The 18,227-nt window shown below is 73.9% G+C and carries 17 protein-coding genes; 9 read left to right on the plus strand and 8 right to left on the minus strand.

The genetic code is table 11. From position 1 onward, the window contains the following. Positions 1-134: 134 nt before the first annotated feature. The 3 genes from ABT023_RS20095 (at position 135) to ABT023_RS20105 (ending at position 4,470) form a co-directional block, all read left to right on the plus strand. Positions 135-1,136: a coiled-coil domain-containing protein gene (locus ABT023_RS20095; RefSeq protein WP_502890728.1), complete on the plus strand. Its 1,002-nt coding sequence runs from the start codon at positions 135-137 to the stop codon at positions 1,134-1,136. Between the two features lie 36 nt (positions 1,137-1,172). Beyond that, complete coding sequence (locus tag ABT023_RS20100) at positions 1,173-2,726, plus strand: fused MFS/spermidine synthase (RefSeq protein WP_350887792.1); 1,554 nt, start codon at positions 1,173-1,175, stop codon at positions 2,724-2,726. A gap of 70 nt (positions 2,727-2,796) precedes the next feature. After that, positions 2,797-4,470, plus strand: coding sequence for a protein kinase domain-containing protein (locus tag ABT023_RS20105; RefSeq protein WP_350887794.1), 1,674 nt, complete (start codon positions 2,797-2,799; stop codon positions 4,468-4,470). A 53-nt stretch (positions 4,471-4,523) separates the two neighbouring features. On the opposite strand, the gene ABT023_RS20110 is transcribed toward ABT023_RS20105, so the two are convergent. Beyond that, the gene (locus ABT023_RS20110; RefSeq protein ID WP_350887853.1) at positions 4,524-5,153 is read right to left on the minus strand and encodes a potassium channel family protein; all 630 of its coding nucleotides are present in this window, start codon (positions 5,151-5,153) and stop codon (positions 4,524-4,526) included. Positions 5,154-5,181: 28 nt separating this feature from the next. Beyond that, positions 5,182-6,516 (minus strand): TrkH family potassium uptake protein, encoded by a 1,335-nt coding sequence (locus tag ABT023_RS20115; RefSeq protein WP_350887796.1) that lies wholly within the window; start codon positions 6,514-6,516, stop codon positions 5,182-5,184. A gap of 184 nt (positions 6,517-6,700) precedes the next feature. Here ABT023_RS20115 and ABT023_RS20120 point away from each other — a divergent pair, with 184 nt between their 5' ends. Next, positions 6,701-7,453 (plus strand): SDR family NAD(P)-dependent oxidoreductase, encoded by a 753-nt coding sequence (locus ABT023_RS20120; RefSeq protein WP_350887798.1) that lies wholly within the window; start codon positions 6,701-6,703, stop codon positions 7,451-7,453. Between the two features lie 109 nt (positions 7,454-7,562). On the opposite strand, the gene ABT023_RS20125 is transcribed toward ABT023_RS20120, so the two are convergent. Continuing rightward, a complete protein-coding gene (locus ABT023_RS20125) occupies positions 7,563-7,772 on the minus strand; it encodes a winged helix-turn-helix domain-containing protein (RefSeq protein WP_502890723.1) in 210 nt (69 codons plus the stop codon). Between the two features lie 316 nt (positions 7,773-8,088). On the opposite strand from ABT023_RS20125, the gene ABT023_RS20130 reads away from it, so the two are divergent. From ABT023_RS20130 to ABT023_RS20145, 4 genes are all read left to right on the plus strand, one after another. Continuing rightward, complete coding sequence (locus ABT023_RS20130; protein ID WP_350887804.1) at positions 8,089-8,439, plus strand: DivIVA domain-containing protein; 351 nt, start codon at positions 8,089-8,091, stop codon at positions 8,437-8,439. Further along, the gene (locus ABT023_RS20135) at positions 8,436-8,708 is read left to right on the plus strand and encodes a hypothetical protein (protein ID WP_350887807.1); all 273 of its coding nucleotides are present in this window, start codon (positions 8,436-8,438) and stop codon (positions 8,706-8,708) included. The genes ABT023_RS20130 and ABT023_RS20135 overlap by 4 nt, the downstream gene beginning before the upstream one ends. 113 nt (positions 8,709-8,821) lie before the next feature. After that, positions 8,822-10,975: a RecQ family ATP-dependent DNA helicase gene (locus ABT023_RS20140; RefSeq protein ID WP_350887810.1), complete on the plus strand. Its 2,154-nt coding sequence runs from the start codon at positions 8,822-8,824 to the stop codon at positions 10,973-10,975. Between the two features lie 324 nt (positions 10,976-11,299). Beyond that, a complete protein-coding gene (locus tag ABT023_RS20145; protein WP_350887813.1) occupies positions 11,300-12,304 on the plus strand; it encodes a DUF8832 domain-containing protein in 1,005 nt (334 codons plus the stop codon). A gap of 96 nt (positions 12,305-12,400) precedes the next feature. Here the strand turns inward: ABT023_RS20145 and ABT023_RS20150 are convergent, their stop codons facing one another. Further along, positions 12,401-12,817, minus strand: a complete 417-nt coding sequence (locus tag ABT023_RS20150) for a helix-turn-helix domain-containing protein (protein ID WP_350887816.1) — start codon at positions 12,815-12,817, stop codon at positions 12,401-12,403. Between the two features lie 288 nt (positions 12,818-13,105). On the opposite strand from ABT023_RS20150, the gene ABT023_RS20155 reads away from it, so the two are divergent. Continuing rightward, positions 13,106-13,558 (plus strand): hypothetical protein, encoded by a 453-nt coding sequence (locus ABT023_RS20155; RefSeq protein WP_350887819.1) that lies wholly within the window; start codon positions 13,106-13,108, stop codon positions 13,556-13,558. Positions 13,559-13,584: 26 nt separating this feature from the next. Here ABT023_RS20155 and ABT023_RS20160 read toward each other — a convergent pair whose 3' ends face one another. The 4 genes from ABT023_RS20160 to ABT023_RS20175 all read right to left on the minus strand — a co-directional run bounded on the left by ABT023_RS20160 (position 13,585) and on the right by ABT023_RS20175 (position 18,120). Then, positions 13,585-14,736: a class I SAM-dependent methyltransferase gene (locus ABT023_RS20160; protein WP_350887821.1), complete on the minus strand. Its 1,152-nt coding sequence runs from the start codon at positions 14,734-14,736 to the stop codon at positions 13,585-13,587. 130 nt (positions 14,737-14,866) lie between these two features. Then, on the minus strand, positions 14,867-16,591 hold the full coding sequence (locus ABT023_RS20165; RefSeq protein WP_350887823.1) for a DEAD/DEAH box helicase: 1,725 nt from the start codon (positions 16,589-16,591) through the stop codon (positions 14,867-14,869). 597 nt (positions 16,592-17,188) lie between these two features. After that, positions 17,189-17,416 carry a DUF3107 domain-containing protein gene (locus tag ABT023_RS20170; protein ID WP_350887826.1) on the minus strand — a complete coding sequence of 76 codons (228 nt, stop codon included), beginning with the start codon at positions 17,414-17,416 and terminating at the stop codon, positions 17,189-17,191. A gap of 65 nt (positions 17,417-17,481) precedes the next feature. Further along, the gene (locus tag ABT023_RS20175) at positions 17,482-18,120 is read right to left on the minus strand and encodes a TetR/AcrR family transcriptional regulator (protein ID WP_350887829.1); all 639 of its coding nucleotides are present in this window, start codon (positions 18,118-18,120) and stop codon (positions 17,482-17,484) included. Positions 18,121-18,227: the final 107 nt, after the last annotated feature.

Genomic DNA, 18,227 nt, shown 5'->3' on the forward strand with positions numbered 1-18,227 from the left:
CCAGCAGGCCGCCATCCGGCGCCGGCGGAGGACGCCGCCGCGCCGAGGACGACCGGGCCCGGTGGTCGAGGGAAGGGACGCTGCCCGTGCCCAGTACCAGCCTCATCCGGCGTCACGGCACCGGGCCGCTGACCGTGTCCGCCGGCCGTCGCGGCACCGGGCCGCTGACGGTGCTGCTGGTCGCCGTCGCGCTGCTGCTCGGCGTCGGCGCGGTGCCCGCCTCGGCCGAGCCGAACGAGGGCGGGACGAAGCAGCTGCGCGAGGCGCTGGAGGCCGCCGCCAAGGGGCACATCGAGGCCAAGGCGAAGCTGGACAACTCCAAGCGCCGGCAGCAGTTGCTGACCGGCCGGCTCAAAAGCGTCGAGACCCGGCTGGTGGAGCTGAACGCGCAGGTCAGCGAGGTGGCCGTGCAGTCGTACCGGCTGGGGCGGGTGAGCGCTCCGGCGCTGCTGCTGCGGAGCGCGTCGCCGGAGTCGTTCCTGCGCCGCGCCGCCGAGCTGGACGTGATGGCCCAGCGCGACAGCCGCCGGCTGCGCGACCTGGCCCAGGCCCGCGACGAGGCGACCCGCGCCAAGATCGGCATCGACACGGAGGTCCGCGAGCAGCGCAAGCAGCTCGCCGCGCTCGCGAAGAAGAAGCGGGAGGCCGAGAAGGCGCTCGCGACGGTCAGCTCCGGCAGCGGCGCCGGGTTCAGCGGCGGCTCCTCCTCGGCCAAGCCGGCCCCGCGCAACTCCGACGGGTCCTGGCCCTCGGAGTCCTGCTCGGTCAACGATCCCACCACCTCCGGCTGCATCACCCCGCGCACCCTGCACGCCATGCAACAGGCGAAGGCCGCCGGCTACAAGCGGTACGTCTCCTGCTTCCGCGGTGGCGGCGGCGGCGAGCACCCCAAGGGTCGGGCCTGTGACTTCTCCGCCGCCACCAGCGGCTTCAAGGACGAGACGGCCAGCGGCGGGGACAAGGCGTACGGCGACAGCCTGGCCAACTACTACAAGAACAACGCCAGCCGGCTCGGGGTGCTCTACGTGATCTGGTACCGGCAGATCTGGATGCCGAACACCGGGTGGCGGGCGTACAGCGGCAGCGGCAGCCCCGCCGCCGACCACACGAACCATGTTCATCTCTCGATGTACTGACCCGAACTGCCAGGTCCGCTGCGTACCATCGCGACGGTGAGCAGCTCATCCTCCGACGTCGCGGTGGACTCGGCGCGGCCCGCGCCGCCCGCCGCCCGCGCCCTGCCCAACGGTCTCGCCGCGTTCCTGGTCTTCCTCTCCAGCGGCGCGGTGCTGGTGCTGGAGACCGTCTCGCTGCGCCTGGTCGGCCCGTACGTGGGGGTCACCCTCCAGGTCACCAGCTCCGTCATCGGCATCGCGCTGGCCGCGATCGCGTACGGGGCGTGGACCGGCGGCTGGCTGGCCGACCGGCGGGACCCGCGCACCCTGATCGCCCCGGCGCTGGTGCTCGCCGGCATCGCCACCGCGATCACCCTCCCGGTCGTCCGGTACGCCGGCGAGCTGCTGCGCGGCGGGGCGGCCGGCGCCGTCCTGCTGCTCACCGCGCTCGCCGTGTTCGTGCCGGCGGCGCTGCTCTCGGCGGTCACCCCGCTGGTGGTCAAGCTCCAGCTCGCCGACCTGCGGCGCACCGGTCAGGTGGTCGGCCGGCTATCCGGCATCGGCACCCTCGGCGGCATCACGGCCACCCTGTCGACCGGGTTCGTGCTGGTGGCCGCGCTGCCCAGCACCGCGATCGTGCTCGCCCTGGCGGTGCTGCTCGGCGTGACCGGGCTGGGCCTTGGGGCGTACCTGCACCGGCTGGGGCGTGCCGGGCTGCCCGGTCCCGGCCGGGTGAAGGTCGCGGCGGCGGTGCTGGGGCTGGTCGGGGCGGGGCTGACCACGGTCGCCCCGAACCCGTGCGACGTGGAGACGGCGTACCACTGCGCGTCGGTGCAGACCGATCCGGATCGCCCGTCCGGGCGGACGCTGCTGCTCAACTCCGCCCAGCACTCGTACGTCGACCTGAACGACCCGACCCACCTGAAGTACGCGTACACGCAGTGGATCGGCGCGGCGGCCGACGTGGCCGCGCCGGCCGGGCAGCGGCTGGACGCCCTGCACCTGGGCGGCGGCGGCTTCACCGTGCCGCGCTACCTGACCGCCACCCGGCCCGGCACCGGCAACCTGGTCTTCGAGATCGACGGCGGCCTGGTCGAGCTGGACCGCGAGAAGCTCGGCGTACGCGCCGGCCCGGACCTGCGCACCGAGATCGGCGACGCCCGGATGCTGGTCGGCCGGGAGGCCGCCGACAGCCGTGACCTGGTGGTCGGCGACGCCTTCGGGCACCTCGTGGTGCCCTGGCACCTGGCCACCCGGGAGATGGCCGACGAGGTCGACCGGGTGCTGCGCCCGGGCGGGATCTACGTGCAGAACGTCATCGACTACCCGCCCGGCCGGTTCGTCCGCAGCGAGCTGGCCACCGTCGCCGCCGCGTTCCGGCACGTCGCCCTGGTCGCCCCGCCCGACGCGGTCGCCGGGCTGGTGGGGTCCAACTTTCTCATCGTCGCCTCCGACGCGCCGCTGCCGCTGGCCCCGCTGCAGCAGCGGGTCTCCGGGCTGCCCGAGCCGGCGGGCGTGCTCTCCGGCGAGGTGCTGGACGCGTTCGTCGGCGACGCGCTGGTACTCACAGACGACTACGCCCCGGTGGACCAACTGCTCGCGACCGCCTGATCGGGTGATTGGCCGACCGATTCTGACCGTCGAGGGTTAGGAATGCCCAGGTCGGGCAAAAACTCCGACCATGGGTGGAGCGGTCCGTAACGGCGCACAGTTGCTCGGTGAGCGATACCGGCTGATCGAGCAACTCGGCGCGGGCGGCATGTCCGTCGTGTGGCGAGGGTACGACGAGGTACTGGGCCGGCAGGTGGCGGTGAAGGTGCTCGCCTCCCGGCTGGCCAGCGACCGGGCGTTCCGGCACCGGATCCGGATCGAGGCGCAGGCCGCCGCGCGGCTCTGCCACCCCAACATCACGGGGGTCTACGACTACGGCGAGTCCGAGCAGGTCGGGCTGACCGTGCCGTACGTCGTCATGGAGCTGGTCGACGGCGGCTCGCTGAGCGCCCGGCTCGGCCGGGGCGGGACGCTGCCCTGGCGGGAGGCGGTGACGATCGGCGCGGAGGTCTCCTCGGCGCTGGCCGCCGCGCACGCGCGGGGCGTGGTGCACCGGGACGTGACCCCGGGCAACGTCATGCTCACCCCGACCGGGGTGAAGGTGGTCGACTTCGGCATCTCGGCGCTGGCCGGGGAGAGCGAGAAGGGGCCGGACGGCACCCTGCTCGGCACCCCCGCGTACCTGGCGCCGGAGCGGCTGGACAACGGCCAGGTCTCCCCGGCCACCGACGTGTACGCCGTCGGCCTGCTGCTGTACCGGATGCTCACCGGCCGGCTGCCCTGGCAGGCGAGCACCACCACCCAGATGCTCCGCGCCCACATGTACGCCGAACCGGAGCCGATGCCCGAGGTGCCCGGCCTGCCCGACGAGGTGGCCGCGTTGGTGCACCGCTGTCTGGCCAAGAGCCCCGCGGACCGCCCGGTCACCGCCGAGGTGGCCCGTACGCTCGCCGAGGCCGCCGGGATGCTGGCCGCGGTGCCGGTGTCGCCGGCCCCCGGGTCGGCCGACGGGGCGCAGCTCGACCCGGCCGTGCTGGCCAACGCCGGCACCACGATCCTGCCCTGGTCGATCGACACCGACGCGCTGCCGTTCTCCGGGCGTACCCGCAGCCGCCGGGCCGCCACCCGGCGGCGCAGGGTCGAGGCGGGGGTGGCGGCGGCGGGCCTGGTGGCGGTGACCGCGACGATGTGGGGGGTGACCTCCCGCAGCCCGGCCAGCGGCGGCGTGGACCAGCCCACCGAGGCCCGGATGGGGCTGACCGGGCCGCCCCCCTGCGCCGTCGACTACGCGCTGCGCAAGGACTCCGGCAAGGACTTCTCGGCCGAGTTGACCCTGACCAACAGCGGCGACCGCGAGCTGCGGGACTGGACGATGAGCTTCACCTTCCCCGGTCAGCAGACGGTGACGAAGGCCGACCCGGCCGTCCGGCAGCAGGGCCGCACCGTCGAGGTCCGGCCCGCCGCGACGCAGGCCGCGTTGGCCCCCGGCGCGGCGCGCAAGGTCGCCCTCACCGGCCGGTACACCGGCGCGAACCCCCTGCCGGTGGAGTTCCGCCTCGGCGACACCGCCTGCCGGGTGCAGGTTTCCGGGGTGGCCGGGTCGCTGCCGACCACCGTGCCGACCACGAAGGCCCCGGCGAAGCTCACCAAGCAGAAGGCGACGGTCGCGAAGGCCGGTTCCGGGTCCTCGGCCGGGGGCGGCTCCGGTGGCGGGTCAAAGGCGAAGGCCGAGAAGCCCGCCAAGGCCGAGAAGCCCGCCAAACCCGGCAAGGCCAAGGGGGCTGACAAGGGAAAAGGGCAGTGACCACGGGGAAGGGGGCCGGTAAGAGCAAGGGCAAGGGCAAGGGCAAGTGATCGTCAGGTCAGCGAGGCGAAGCGCTGCACCTGGGCGATGCTCCCCTCGACGACCAGCACGCTGCCCGCGGTGAGCACGGTGGTCGGGTCCGCGTACCGGAACCGCTCACCGGGCAGCTTCGCGCCGACCACCATCACCCCGTAGCGGTCCGCCGGGGCAAGCTCGCGCAGTGGCCGCCCGACCAGGGTGTCCGGCACCCGGACCTTGGCGATGGCGAAGTCGTCGCCGAACTCGATGAAGTCCAGTATCTTGCTGACGATGAGGTGCGCCACCCGCTCACCGGTCTCCGCCTCCGGGAAGATCACGTGATGGGCGCCGACCGAGGCGAGGATCTTGGCGTGTTTGTCCGAGGTCGCCCGGGCCCAGATCTGCGGCACGCCCAGCTCGGCCAGCGCGAGGACGGTCAGCACACTGGCCTCCACCGACGCGCCGATCGCCACCACCACCCGCCGGAAGCCGGTCACCCCGAGCTGGCGCAGCGCTCCCTCCTCGGTGGCGTCCGCCTGCACCACCCGCTCCAGGTACTGGGACCACCTCTGCACCTGGCCGGCGCCGCGGTCGATGGCGAGCACGTCGTGGTCGAGCTGGGTCAGCGACGTGGCCAGGTGGCAGCCGAACCGCCCGAGACCGATCACCGCGATACCTCTGTCGTCCGTGTTCCTAACCGACAATGGGTTGCTCCTCCGGGTAGCGGTACAGGCGTCGTCGGGTGTTCAACGCGATTGCGGACCCGAGGGTGAGCGGGCCGACCCGACCGACGTACATCAGCAGGGTCAGGACGAACTGCCCCGGGTCGGCGACGGTCGATGCGACGCCCGTGGACAGGCCGGTGGTGCTGAACGCCGACGTCACCTCCAGCAGCGCCCGGTGGTAGGGCAGTCCCTCGGTCAGCAGCAGCAGGACGACCGTGCCGCCGACCACGAGCGCGACGCTGAGCAGCGCCACGGTCAGCGCCTGGCGCAGGCTCGCGGTGGACACCCGGCGGCGGCCCACCGTGACGTCCGGCTCACCGCGCAGCTCGGCCCAGATGGCGAAGCCGAGCAGGAAGAACGTGGAGACCTTGATCCCGCCGGCGGTGCTGGCGCTGCCGCCGCCGATGAACATCAGAGCGATCAGCAGCGGAATGCTCTCCTCGTCCAGCCCCGCGGTGTCGAGGGTGGCGAACCCGCCGGTGCGGAGCACCGCGTCCTGGGTGAAGACGGCCAGCACCTTGCCGGGCACGTCGTACGTGCCGATGGTGCGCGGGTCGGACCACTCGGCCGCCAGCAGGCCGACGAAGCCGACCGCCAGCAGCACCGCGCTGCCCCAGACGGTGAGCTTGGTGGCGATCGCCCAGTGGCCCGGGCGGCGCCACTCCCGGGTGGCCTCGAACAGCGCGGGGAAGCCCAGCCCGCCGACGATCGTGCCGAACGCGATCGGCAGGCAGATCCACGGGTCCCGGGCGAAGCCAATCAGGCTGTCGGAGAAGAGCGCGAACCCGCCGTTGTTGAACCCCTGCACGGCGTGGAAGAGGCCGTACCAGAGCGCCCGGCCGGGCGGGTAGTCGTAGCCGAGCCAGAACCGGCCGGCGAGGACGGCGGTCATCACCGCCTCGCAGGCGCCGACGGTGGCGGCGATGCGCAGCAGCAGCCGGCGTACGTCGCCGACGCCGAACTCCGCGGTCTCGGCCTGCACCAGCAGGCGGTTGCGCAGTCCGAGCTGCCGGGCGACCACCAGGATCACCAGGGTCGCGCCGGTCAGGATGCCGAGCCCGCCGACCTGGGTCAACACGGTGATCATCACCAACCCGAACCCGTTCCAGTAGACCGGGGTGTCGACCACGGTCAGACCGGTGACGGAGACCGCCGAGGCGGCGGTGAAGAGCGCCGTGGTGAACGGGGTGTAGCGGGCTTCGCTGGTCGCGGCCGGCAGCATCAGCAACCCGGTGCCGAGCAGGATCACCGCCAGGAACCCGAACGGCACCAGCCGGACGGGATGACGAAGAAACCGGCGCACCAGCCAATCTTCCTTTCCCGTCCGCCCACCGGTGCCCAAACCCCCACCCGACCACGCCCCCGGACCCCCCTCCCCCCTCCCCTCCCTCACCCCCAACTCGGTGATCATGAAGTTATCGCCATGACACGCCGGGCGGGGCGTTGATAACTTCATGATCGATAAGGGTCGACATGGGAGGCGCGGGATGGGTGAGGCGGGGCGGTTGGCGGTTGTCAGTGGCGGTGGGACAGGGATCGGGGCGGCCGTCACCCGAGGGCTCGTCGCGGACGGGTTCGACGTGGTCGTCGTCGGGCGGCGGGGGGACGTGCTGCGAGCCGCCGCCGAGCGGATCGGTGCGGACTGCGGCAGGGCGGGGGCGGTGCGGGCGGTGGTCGCCGACCTGACGGACCCGGGACAACTGTCCGGCGTGGTCGAGGCGGTCGACGGCCGGCCTGTCGACGCTGTCGTCAACAACGCCGGCGGATACCTGGGCGGGGACACCGGCACACTGGCCGGGGTCGCCGCACACTGGCGGGCCAACCTGGACGCCAACGTGCTGACGGCCGTGCTGTTGACCGAGGCGCTGCGGCCCGTCCTGCGCCGTCCCGGGGGCCGGGTGATCCTGCTCAGCTCGATCGCCGCCCAGCGGGGCGGCGGCGGAGCGTACTCGGCGGCCAAGGCGGCGCTGCACGGGTGGGCGTACGACCTGGCGGCACAGTTCGGCCCGGAGCAGATCACGGTCAACGTGGTCAGCCCCGGCTACGTGGCAGAGACCGAGTTCTTCGGCGACCGGATGACCCCCGAGGGGCACGCCAAGCGGGTGGCCGCCACCGTGGTCGGGCGGGCCGGGTTGCCCGACGACATCGCCGGGGCGGTCCGCTACCTGGCCGGCCGCGACGCCGGGTACGTCACCGGCCAGGTGCTCGGCGTCAACGGTGGCTCCGTCCTCGGCCGCTGATCCGCTGCCCCGCCCCGCCCGGTTCCGCCCCCGCTTCCAGCGCGGCGCAGCCGCCCAACGTCTGGATGGGCGTCAGCGACGTCGGCGGGGGAGTCGCGAGGGCGAGCTGCTACGTGGGCTGGCCGGGCCGTTCGGCGACGTAGGTCCCGCGACCCGGTTGTCCAATGATCAAGTCGCGATCGTGTAAGAGAGACATGGCGCGATAGGCCGTGTTCATGCTGACCCCGTACTGATCGGCGATCTGCCGCGTAGAGGGCAGCTTGTCGCCGGGCTTCAGCTCACCACTCTTGATCTTCGTGGTGAAGTCGTTGGCGATCACTTTGAATGGCGCTGGTGCTGTGGGCATGCAGAGGACTCCGGTTGGTTCGGCGACTCTGATCCTGCCCTACCTGCTCAAGTAACTGCAACAGGCTGTCAACACGGCAAAGCGGAGGGTCGCGCTACACCAGATACTGGTGTAGGTTCTGGCTGTCCGGCTCCGGTTGGTTCGGCAAGCCCCGGGGGCGGACGCCCAGGTTGGCTCCGGGGTCGTACCGCCGAGGAGGGCTGCGGTCGCGGGGCCGGCGGCCCGGTCCGCATCCCCTGTCTGCGGACCGGGCCGCCTTCCACCGTGCGGCTCGACGAGAGGAGTGACCGTGCGCAAACTGCTGAATATGGTCCGGTCCGTAACCAGTAGAAGGGATGTGAACCGGCGGGGCCGGCAGACCCGGTCGCCGAACGCCGGCTGGTACCGGCCGGAGTCGACCCGACCGTTGATCGCCGGGCAGGTCCGGGACCGGCGGTTCGCCACGGTGCGGCGCGGCCTGGACCCGGCGGAGGTGCATGCGTTCCTCGACCTGGTGGCCGGCGAGTTGGCCGCCACCCGCCGCGAGTTGGCTCACACGACCGAGGAGAACGCCCGGATCAAGCGGGCGCTGCGCAGTTGGCACTCGCGCTTCGCGCCGCCGGCCGGGTCCGGCCCGCGCCGGGACGGTGGCCGGTGGTGAGCCGGGAGCGCTTCGTGGTGCACCTGCCGGTACTCGCCACCGACCTCGACGCCGCCCGGGGGTTCGCCCGCGTGATCACCCGGGCGCTCGCCTTCCTGGCCGACGTGGACCGGGCGGAGACGACGGTGTCCGAGGAGGACGCCCAGCACGTACGCCACCGGGTCTTCTGCGACCGGCTGCTCGACGGCCGCCGACGCTGCCCGCTGCGGGCCCACCACGACGGCGAGTGCCGACCGCCCGGCGGTGCCGGGCGGTGCCCGCGCCGGTGATCAAGAGCTTTGCGTCAGGCGCGGCCCGGAGAGTGACTGAAACCTCTCGACCAACGCGGCGGGGTGGGGCAGGGGAGAGGGGGTGGGAGGGGTGGCGCTGGTAGACATGTCGGATGAGTCAGGAGCGGGCGGCGGTACGGGAACGGGCCGAGGCGGTGCTGCGCCGGCTGGCCGGGGAGCACGCCCGGCTGCGGGAGGACCAGTGGCGGGCCATCGAGGCGCTGGTGGTCGACCGGCGTCGGGTGCTCTGCGTGCAGCGCACCGGGTGGGGCAAGTCGGCGGTCTACTTCGTGGCGACCGCGTTGCTACGGGAGCGCGGTGAGCACGGGCCGACCGTGATCGTGTCGCCGCTGCTGGCGCTCATGCGCAACCAGGTGGAGGCGGCGGCCCGGGCCGGCATCCGGGCCCGGACCATCAACTCGGCGAACCTGGACGAGTGGGACCAGATCACCGCCGAGATCCACGACGGCACGGTCGACGTCCTGCTGATCAGCCCGGAGCGGCTCAACAACCCGGACTTCCGGGACACCGTGCTGCCGAGGCTGGCGGCGACGACCGGCCTGCTGGTGGTCGACGAGGCGCACTGCGTCTCCGACTGGGGGCACGACTTCCGTCCCGACTACCGGCGGCTGCGCACGTTCCTGGGCAACCTGCCCGAGCGCACGCCGGTGCTCGCCACCACGGCCACCGCCAACGCCCGGGTCACCGCCGACGTCGCCGAACAGCTCGGCACCGAACTGGCCACCCCGTCCGCCGAGCGCCCGGACGTGCTGGTGCTGCGCGGCACCCTGGACCGGGAGTCGCTGCGGCTGGGCGTGCTGGACCTGCCCAGCCCGGCGCACCGGATCGGCTGGCTCGCCGACCATCTGGACCGGCTCCCCGGGTCGGGGATCATCTACACGCTGACCGTGGCGGCGGCCGGCGAGACGGCGGAGTTCCTCCGCTCGCGGGGATACCCGGTGGCCTCGTACACGGGGCAGACCGAGGACGCCGACCGGCGGGCCGCCGAACAGGACCTGCTCGACAACAAGATCAAAGCGCTCGTCGCCACGAGCGCGCTCGGCATGGGCTTCGACAAGCCCGACCTCGGCTTCGTGGTGCACCTCGGCGCCCCGCCGTCGCCGATCGCCTACTACCAGCAGGTCGGCCGCGCCGGCCGCGCCGTCGAGCACGCCGAGGTGCTGCTGCTGCCCGGCGTCGAGGACGCCGCCATCTGGCGGTACTTCGCCTCGCTCGCGTTCCCGCCGGAGGAACAGGTCCGGGCCGTGCTGGCCGCCCTGCACACCGACCGTCCGTTGTCCACGCAGGCCCTGGAGCCGGTCGTCGACCTGCGCCGGGCCCGGCTGGAGCTGATGCTCAAGGTGCTCGACGTGGACGGCGCGGTGCGCCGGGTGCGCGGCGGCTGGCTCGCCACCGGGGAGCCCTGGGCCTACGACGAGGCCCGGTTGCGCCGCGTCGCCCAGGCCCGCACCGCCGAGCAGCAGGCCATGCGCGAGTACGCGACCACACCCGGCTGCCGGATGCGGTACCTGCGCGAGTGCCTGGACGACGTCGGGGCGGGCGACTGCGGCCGGTGCGACCGGTGCGCGGGGCCACTGTTCACGCCCGAGGTGTCCGGGCCGGCGCAGGGCGCCGCGCAGGCGTACCTCGGGCGGCCCGGGGTGGAGATCGCGCCGAAGAAGCTGTGGCCGACCGGGCTGGACGCGGTGGGCGTACCGCTGAAGGGCCGGATTCCCCCGGCGGAGCAGGCGCTGCCGGGGCGGGCCGTGGGGCGGCTGTCCGACCTGGGCTGGGGCGGTCGGCTGCGCGAGCTGGTCGGGCCCGACGCGGCGGACGGGCCGGTCCCCGACGACGTGGCCGGGGCGGTGGTCGAGGTGCTGAAGGCGTGGGCGCACGGCGACGACCCGTGGCCGCGCCGCCCGGTCGGCGTGGTCGCGGTCGGCTCCCGGCGGCGGCCCGTGCTGGTCGGCTCGCTCGCCGAGCGGATCGCCGCGGTGGGCCGGCTGCCGCTGCTCGGCCAGGTGGTCCCCGCAGGGTCCGCCGGCCCGGCCGGGCCGCGCGGCAACAGCGCCCAGCGGGTACGCGCCCTGCACGACGCCTTCGCAGTGCCGGACGAGCTGGCCGGCGTGCTCGCCGGGCTGGACGGCCCGGTGCTGCTCGTCGACGACCTGGTGGACACGGGCTGGACCCTGACCATGGTGACCCGGCTGCTGCGCCGGGCCGGCGCGCCCGACGTGCTCCCCCTCGCCCTGGCCGTCGCCGGCTGACGGACGCTCGGTCCCCGGCCGTCCCCCCGGCTGACGCTGCTCGGTTCCTGGGCGGCGCCGGCCGACGCTGCTCGGTTCCCGGCCGTCCCCGGCCGACGCGGCTCGGTTCCTGGGCGGCGCCGGCCGGCGCTGCTCGGTTCCCTGGGCGGCGCCGGCCGGCGGCCCTCGGGTGGAGGCCGGGGGGGGTCCCGCGTCGGGGGACAGCCAGGGCGGCGACCCGGATGCGACCGGGACGGAAAGTTCCCGGGCGGGGCGGATTGCGACCGGTGCCACGCCGCGCAGTCGTTGGCCGGCCGGTGGATGACCCGGCGGTACCGTGGGGCCATGACCGATCAGCGGCCCGGCCCGGCCGAGGTGCCCGCGTCGCCGCCATCCCCGCCCGGGGGCGACGTGCCGGAGGCGGCCGGGGCGCTGGTGGACCGGGGCACGCTGCGGCTCGCGCTGGTGGTGGGCGGGCTGATCCTCGCGGTGCTGCTCGGCTTCGGCCTCGGGCGGCTCAACCCGGCGCCCGCCGACGCGACCGGGCGGACCTCGACGGCCGCCACGGACCACACCGACGCGCCCGGCACCGGGGCACACGAGCACGGCACCAGCACCGGCATCGGCACCGACACCGACGGAGCGACCGAGGTCGGCGGCCTCGCGGTCGGCTCCGGTGGCTGGACCCTGACCCCGCTGTCCACCGGCCTCGCCGCCGGGCGGCCGGGCGAGTTCCGGTTCCAGGTCCGGGACGTCCAGGGCCGGCCGGTGACCCGTTTCGCGGTCGTGCACGACAAGCCGATGCACCTGATCGTGGTACGCCGGGACCTCAGCGGCTACCAGCACCTGCACCCGGCGATGGCCGCCGACGGCACCTGGTCGGTCCCGCTGACCCTGCCGCAGGCCGGGGTGTGGCGGGCGTACGCGGACTTCACCCTCGTCACCGTCGACGGCGGGCAGAGCGCCCGCGTCCTCGGCGTCGACCTCGCCGTCCCCGGCGACCACACGCCCCGGCCGCTGCCCGAGCCGACCCGCACCGCCACCGTGGACGGGTTCACGGTGAGCTGGTCCGGCGAGCCTCGGATCGGCGCGACCAGGCCGCTCCGGTTCGCGGTCCGTGCCGGTGACGCCACCCCGACGCTGGAGCGCTACCTGGGCGCGTACGGGCATCTGGTGGCCCTGCGCGAGGGGGACCTGGGCTACCTGCACGTGCACCCGGAGTCGGGGCCGGCCACGGACGGGGTCACCTTCCAACTGACCGTGCCGGGGCCGGGGCGTTACCGCCTGTACTTCGACTTCCAGGTGGCCGGCGAGGTGCGGACCGCCGAGTTCACCCTCACGGCGCCCTGACCGTCGGCGTCACCCCGGGCGGCCGGCGCGACCGACGGACCGCTGCCGCGTCCCGCTCGACCGGCGCGGCCGGACGGACCGCCTCGGCGGTGCCGCTCAGCCGGCGCGGCGGACGGGGCGGCGGGCCAGGTAGCGCAGCAGGTCGCGGATGTGGTGCTTCTCCTCGGCCGGCACCGCCGGGTCGGCCAGTCGCTGGAGGATGACCCGGACGTCGGCCTCGACCGGCCCCTCGTCCCCTCGTCGGCGCGGGGCGGGGCCCGCGTCGGGCAGACCGAGGGCCCGGAAGGCCGCCGCCACGGGCAGGTCGAGGGCTCCGCAGAAGCCGCGCACCTTCGCCAGCTCCGGATAGTCGTGCCAGTCGCCGGCCAGCCAGCGGAAGACGGTGGAACGGCCGACCCCGGTGTGACCCGCGAGATCGCTGACGGTCCAGCCGCGCTCTTCCCGAGCGTCGTCGATGGCCCGCCGCACGAATCGTGCGAAGGCCATCTGCGGCGAAACCTCTGACGCGGCCATCCCTGCGGGGTCTTCCTTCCCGGCTGGAGCACCGGACGGTGCCCTTCGAGCGTAGTACCCCCGACGGGGGAAGCAAGCCGCCGCCCGCCCCTTGATCGGCGTCCGCGCCGTGGCCCCCGGGTGACCTGCGAAGATCGCTCATGTCTTCTTGGTGGACGTGCCGGGGCTGGTTCTCGGCGGTCAGGATCGCGACTGTCGGTGCTTGTCGAACGTCAACTAAGCTCGATGCTCGTCCACCTACCGTCCGCGGTCGCCCGTCCCCCACCGGCCGCGTCGATGAGGAGCAGCATGGCCGATCCGAGCCGTCCCACGCCCTACCGTCCGGGCGCGGTCAGCCTCTTCTTCGTGGCCAAGGCGGGCGTCTTCGCCGCTGGCTTCTGGATCTGGCTCCTGGTCCTCGTGCTCGGCGACGCCCAGGCCGACGGAGCCCACGTCCTGGCCGCCGCCGGGGCGGTCACCACGACGCTCGTCGGCGTGGTGCTCGGTGCCCGGATGGCCCTGCAACGCAACGCGGCCGTGCGGCACGCCGAGCTCAAGCGGCTGCTGGTCGACATCTCCTGGAACGCGTTCGCCGCCGCCGGTAACGCCGAGACCCCGGGCAAGGTGGTGCCCTTCCCGACGGTGTCGTCCGACGGCGAGCGCTTCGGCCGGGGAACCGGGGACCGGGTGTCGATGTTCGGCCGCAGCTCCACCAACGAACGGACGCCGGACCGGGGCGGCAACGGCGAACGTCGCCGCTGACGGACCGTCGACGCCCCGGGGCGGGGTCAACCCTCCCGGGCGGCGAGCAGCGTCTCCAGGCGTGGGGTGACCTGCCACTGGTCGAGCAGGGCGCGGTACTCCGCCCGCTGCCCGGGGTCGGCCGCGGTGCCGACCCGGCGGGCCCGGATCAACAGGTTGCGGGGGGTGTGCCGGGAGTCGACGAACTCCACCACCTCGGTCCGGTACCCGTGCAGCCGCAACAGCGCGGCCCGCAGCGAGTCGGTCAGCACGTCCGCGAAACGCTCGCGCAGGATTCCCTGCCGGGTCAGCAGCTCGTACGGGGACGGGGCCGGCCGGGCGCGTAGCTGGGCGGCGAGGTCGTGGTGGCAGCACGGCGCGGCGAGCACCCACCGGGCGTCCCACCGCACGGCGCGGGCCAGCGCCTCGTCGGTGGCGGTGTCGCAGGCGTGCAGCGCCAGCACCAGGTCGGGCGAGGGCTCGACGACCGCGTCGGCGATCGTGCCGGCCACGAAGCTCACCCGGTCGGCCCAGCCCAGCCGCTCGGCCAGCTCGGTGTTGCGCCGCCGCTGGTCCTCCCGCACGTCGACGCCGACCAGCCGCACGTCCAGCCCCCGCTGGGAGAGGTATCGGTACGCGGCGAAGGTCAGGTACGCGTTGCCGCACCCCAGGTCGACCACCCGCAGCGGGCCGGTGAGGTCGTCCGGCAGGGTGGCGGCCAGCGCCCGCAGGAACGCGTCCACCTGTCGGCGCTTCGCCGCCGAGCCGCCGATCTCGGCGAAGATCTCGTCGCCCGGGTCGAGCAGCCACTCCTTGGCCCGGTCATGGCCGCCCGGCTCCGGTGCGGGACGTGTGGCGGCGACCCGGTGCACCTGCGCCTCACCGGACTTGGTCACCCGGAGTTGGAGCGTCACGTCAGCGGTCTCCACGTGCCAGTTGCCGAACGGCTCGGCCAGCAGGGCGTCCACCGCCGCGCCGGCCTCCGTCCCGGGCGCGACGTTGCGGGTGTAGGGGCGCGCCCCGTCGGAGGTGGCGATCTGCAACCGGGGGCCGGCCTTGAGGGCGACCGGGCGCAACTCGGCGCGGACCATCGAGGGGCGGTGCCCGCGACGGCGGCCGGCGGCGACCGCCCGGGTCAGCGAGGGGTCGAGCAGCAGCGCCCGGACCTCGGTCAGGGCGGCGTCCAGCGGTTCGGGCATCTCTCCATCTTCCTCGTCGCACTACCTGCCCCGTCCAGCGGCCGGCCCCGTCGAGGGACGGGCCGGCCGGAACGGGACATCCCCCGCTCCGGCGGGCCGGTGCGGGGGATGTCGACGTCTGGGACGTGGGTCAGTCGGCGGTCGCCTCGGCAGGCGTACCCGTGCCGGAGCCACCCCGACGGCGTCGGCGGCGGCGCGGCTTGCCCGGCTCCCCGTCGGCGGCGGCCGTGGCCGGCTCAGCGCCGGTCGGCTCTGCGCCGGTCGGCTCGACGAAGATCACCGCGGTCGGCTCGCCGGCCACCACCTCGCCGGCCCGGCGGCGACGCCGACGGGGGCGCGCGGTCCGGGTGCCCTCCTCTGCGGCCTGGTCGACCGTGGCCTCGGCGGAGTCCGGCTCGGCGGCCGGACCGGAGCGGCTCGGGCGGCGCTCGCCACGCCCGCGGCCCTCGTCGCGGCCGCGTGCCTCGTCGCGCCCGCGGCCCTCGCCTCGTCGGGAGCCACCACGGCCACCACCGGCGCTCTCACCGCGCCGGGGCCGGCCGCCGAGGTCCTCCTCGACCTCGGCCGACAGCCCGGCCCGGGTCCGCTCCGCCGTCGGCAGCGTCCCGCTGACGTCGCGGGAGATGTCCAGGTCGGTGTAGAGGTGCGGCGAGGTGTGGTACGTCTCCGGCGGCTCCGGCATGTCCAGCCCGAGCGTCTTGTCGATGATCCGCCAGCGGGGCATGTCGTCCCAGTCGACGAAGGTCACCGCGACGCCGGTGGCGCCGGCCCGGCCGGTACGACCGATCCGGTGGGTGTAGGTGTCCTGGTCCTCGGGGCAGTCGTAGTTGATGACGTGGGTGACGCCGGTGACGTCCAGCCCCCGGGCGGCCACGTCGGTCGCGACCAGGATGTCGATCTTGCCCGCCCGGAACGCGCGCAGGGCCCGCTCCCGGGCGCCCTGGCCCAAATCGCCGTGCACGGCGGCCACGGCGAAGCCGCGGAAGTCGAGATCCTCGGCGACCCGGTCGGCGGCTCGCTTGGTGCGGGTGAAGATCATGGTCAGCCCGCGCCCCTCCGCCTGGAGGATCCGGGCGACGATCTCGACCTTGTTCATCGAGTGGGTGCGGTAGACCAGCTGCTCGGTCTGCGGCGACGGCCCGGTCTCGGCGGTGTGCCCGGCGTGGATCGTCATCGGCTGGCGCAGGAAGCGCCGGGACAGGGTGACGATCGGATCCGGCATGGTGGCCGAGAAGAGCATCGTCTGCCGGTCCTCCGGCAGCATCTTGAGGATCTTCTCGACGTCGTCGAGGAAGCCCAGGTCGAGCATCCGGTCGGCCTCGTCGAGCACCAGCGCGTGCACCCGGTCGAGCCGCAGGTGCTTCTGCTTCTGCAGGTCCATCAGGCGGCCGGGGGTGCCGACCAGGATCTCCACGCCCTTGCGCAGCGCGTCGATCTGTGGCTCGTACGCCACGCCACCGTAGATCGGCAGCACCCGGACGCCCCGGGTCCGGCCGGCGGCGGCGAGGTCCTTGGCGACCTGGATGCCCAGCTCGCGGGTGGGGACGACGACGAGGGCCTGCGGCACGCCGTCGCCGCCCTCGGCGGGGGCGAAGACCCGCTCCAGCAGCGGCACGCCGAAGCCGAGGGTCTTGCCGGTGCCCGTCGGCGCCTGGCCGATCATGTCGACGCCGCGCAGCGCGATCGGGATCGCGTACTCCTGGATGGCGAACGCGCGGGTGATGCCGGCCGCGGCCAACGCCTCGACGGTCTCCGGCCGGGCGCCGAGCTCGGCGAACGTGGGGGCCTCCGGGCGGACCGGGGCGGTCGGGGCCAGCTCGTGGCCGCCTGTGAGATCGAGAATCTGCTCGCTCATATGGATTTAGGGGTGCCCTCTCGTGGTGCGCCCCTCATGTCCTCAGGGCGCGGTCGGTAGTTGCGCGGGCCACACGGTCGGGGGCGGAATCGCCGAGCCGGACCGGGCCGCACGCGCGCCGGGGGTATGTACTACGGGATCAGACCGGACCTCGGTCAGATCGGTGCCCTCGGCAACTGCTCAATCCTACCTGAGCCGCCGCTGTGTCGTCCCTGTTCAGGGGTGTGGCCCGACATTCGGGGGTGCCAAGTGTGACCTGGGACACAGGTTCGGTCCGCCTGTCCGGTCACCGGGGGCGATTTCGGGCACCCGCAGCCCGGCGGGGGCGGTCGCGAGTCGAAGGGCCGGCAGGAGGCGGTGACCAAGGCGTACGCGGGCGACGCGGTCAGCGACGACTCCTGCGGGGGATCGCCGGCTCTCCCCGGCCGGGCGGGCCGCCCGCGGCCTAGCGGGGCGTGCTCACCGCGCTGGTCGCGCGGGGGAGGCGGGGGCGCTGCCCACCGGCGGACCGCACGACGGCGTCCGCGGCGGACCGCACGACGGCGTCCGTGGCGGACGGTGCACGCGTGCCGCACCCCGCCACGGACGCCGGACGGATCAGCGGACGGTGAAGCCGACCGACCGCGGTGACGCCTCGGCGATCTCGACGTAGGCCACCTTGCCGACCGGCACGATGACCCGCCGGCCCTTCTCGTCGGTCAGGGAGAGCGTCCCCTCGCTCTTGGCCATGGCGTCGGTCACGATCTGCTCGATCTCGGCCGGCGACTGCGCGCTCTCCAGAACCAGCTCGCGCGGCGCGTACTGCACGCCGATCTTGACCTCCACGGTGCCTCCTCAACTGGGGCGAAAAAGCCGCCGTGGGAAGGCTATCCGATCTCGCGGCCGGATGTTCAGGCTGACTCACCCTGCAGCGGGAAGCTGGCGATACCCCGCCAGGACAGCGCGGCCACGAGCGCCTCGGCCTCCGCCTTGGGCACCTGCCGGCCATCGGCGAGCCAGAACTGCGCCGCCGTCTCCGCCGCGCCGACCAGCCCCGAGGCGAGCAGCTCGGCGTGCGCCCGACTGACCCCGGTGTCGGAGATGATCGTGTCGGTTATCGCCGCGATGCAGCCCTGCTCCACCCGTTCCACGCGTTGCCGCACGGCCGGGTCGTTGCGCAGGTCGGACTCGAAGACCAGACGGAACGCCTCGCTCTCGTGGTCGACGAAGTCGAAATAGGCGCGCACCGACGCGCTGACCCGCTCCTTGTTGTCGTTGGTGCCGCGCATGGCGTCGTCCACCTTGGCCAAGATCGCGTCGCAGTGCGTGTCCAGCAGAGCCAGGTAGAGGTCCATCTTGCCTGGGAAGTGCTGGTAGAGCACCGGCTTCGAGACCCCCGCCCGCTCGGCGATGTCGTCCATCGCGGCGGCGTGGTAGCCCTGCGCGACGAACACCTCCTGCGCCGCCGCGAGCAGCTGCTTGCGCCGCGCCGAGCGGGGCAGGCGCGTGGGCCGGCCGGCGGTCTGGGCACCGTTCCCCACAGCCGTCATGGGAACCTCCGAAACTGTTCGTACGAGCCGGCATTTATCGCCCGAACCGGTCGGGGTTCGTGAACCCCTCGCGGAATTGGCCCGCCGCTGTAACTTATCGCCACTGT

This window comes from Micromonospora sp. NPDC002296, assembly GCF_040296145.1.
Classification (GTDB): Bacteria; Actinomycetota; Actinomycetes; order Mycobacteriales; family Micromonosporaceae; genus Micromonospora.

Bases quoted from the DNA above. Each gene is read 5' to 3' on its own strand.
- ABT023_RS20105 (WP_350887794.1), top strand. From the start codon at position 2,797: ATGGGTGGAGCGGTCCGTAACGGCGCACAGTTGCTCGGTGAGCGATAC.
- ABT023_RS20120 (WP_350887798.1), top strand. From the start codon at position 6,701: ATGGGTGAGGCGGGGCGGTTGGCGGTTGTCAGTGGCGGTGGGACAGGG.
- ABT023_RS20140 (WP_350887810.1), top strand. From the start codon at position 8,822: ATGAGTCAGGAGCGGGCGGCGGTACGGGAACGGGCCGAGGCGGTGCTG.
- ABT023_RS20145 (WP_350887813.1), top strand. From the start codon at position 11,300: ATGACCGATCAGCGGCCCGGCCCGGCCGAGGTGCCCGCGTCGCCGCCA.
- ABT023_RS20150 (WP_350887816.1), bottom strand. From the start codon at position 12,817: ATGGCCGCGTCAGAGGTTTCGCCGCAGATGGCCTTCGCACGATTCGTG.
- ABT023_RS20155 (WP_350887819.1), top strand. From the start codon at position 13,106: ATGGCCGATCCGAGCCGTCCCACGCCCTACCGTCCGGGCGCGGTCAGC.
- ABT023_RS20160 (WP_350887821.1), bottom strand. From the start codon at position 14,736: ATGCCCGAACCGCTGGACGCCGCCCTGACCGAGGTCCGGGCGCTGCTG.
- ABT023_RS20165 (WP_350887823.1), bottom strand. From the start codon at position 16,591: ATGAGCGAGCAGATTCTCGATCTCACAGGCGGCCACGAGCTGGCCCCG.
- ABT023_RS20175 (WP_350887829.1), bottom strand. From the start codon at position 18,120: ATGACGGCTGTGGGGAACGGTGCCCAGACCGCCGGCCGGCCCACGCGC.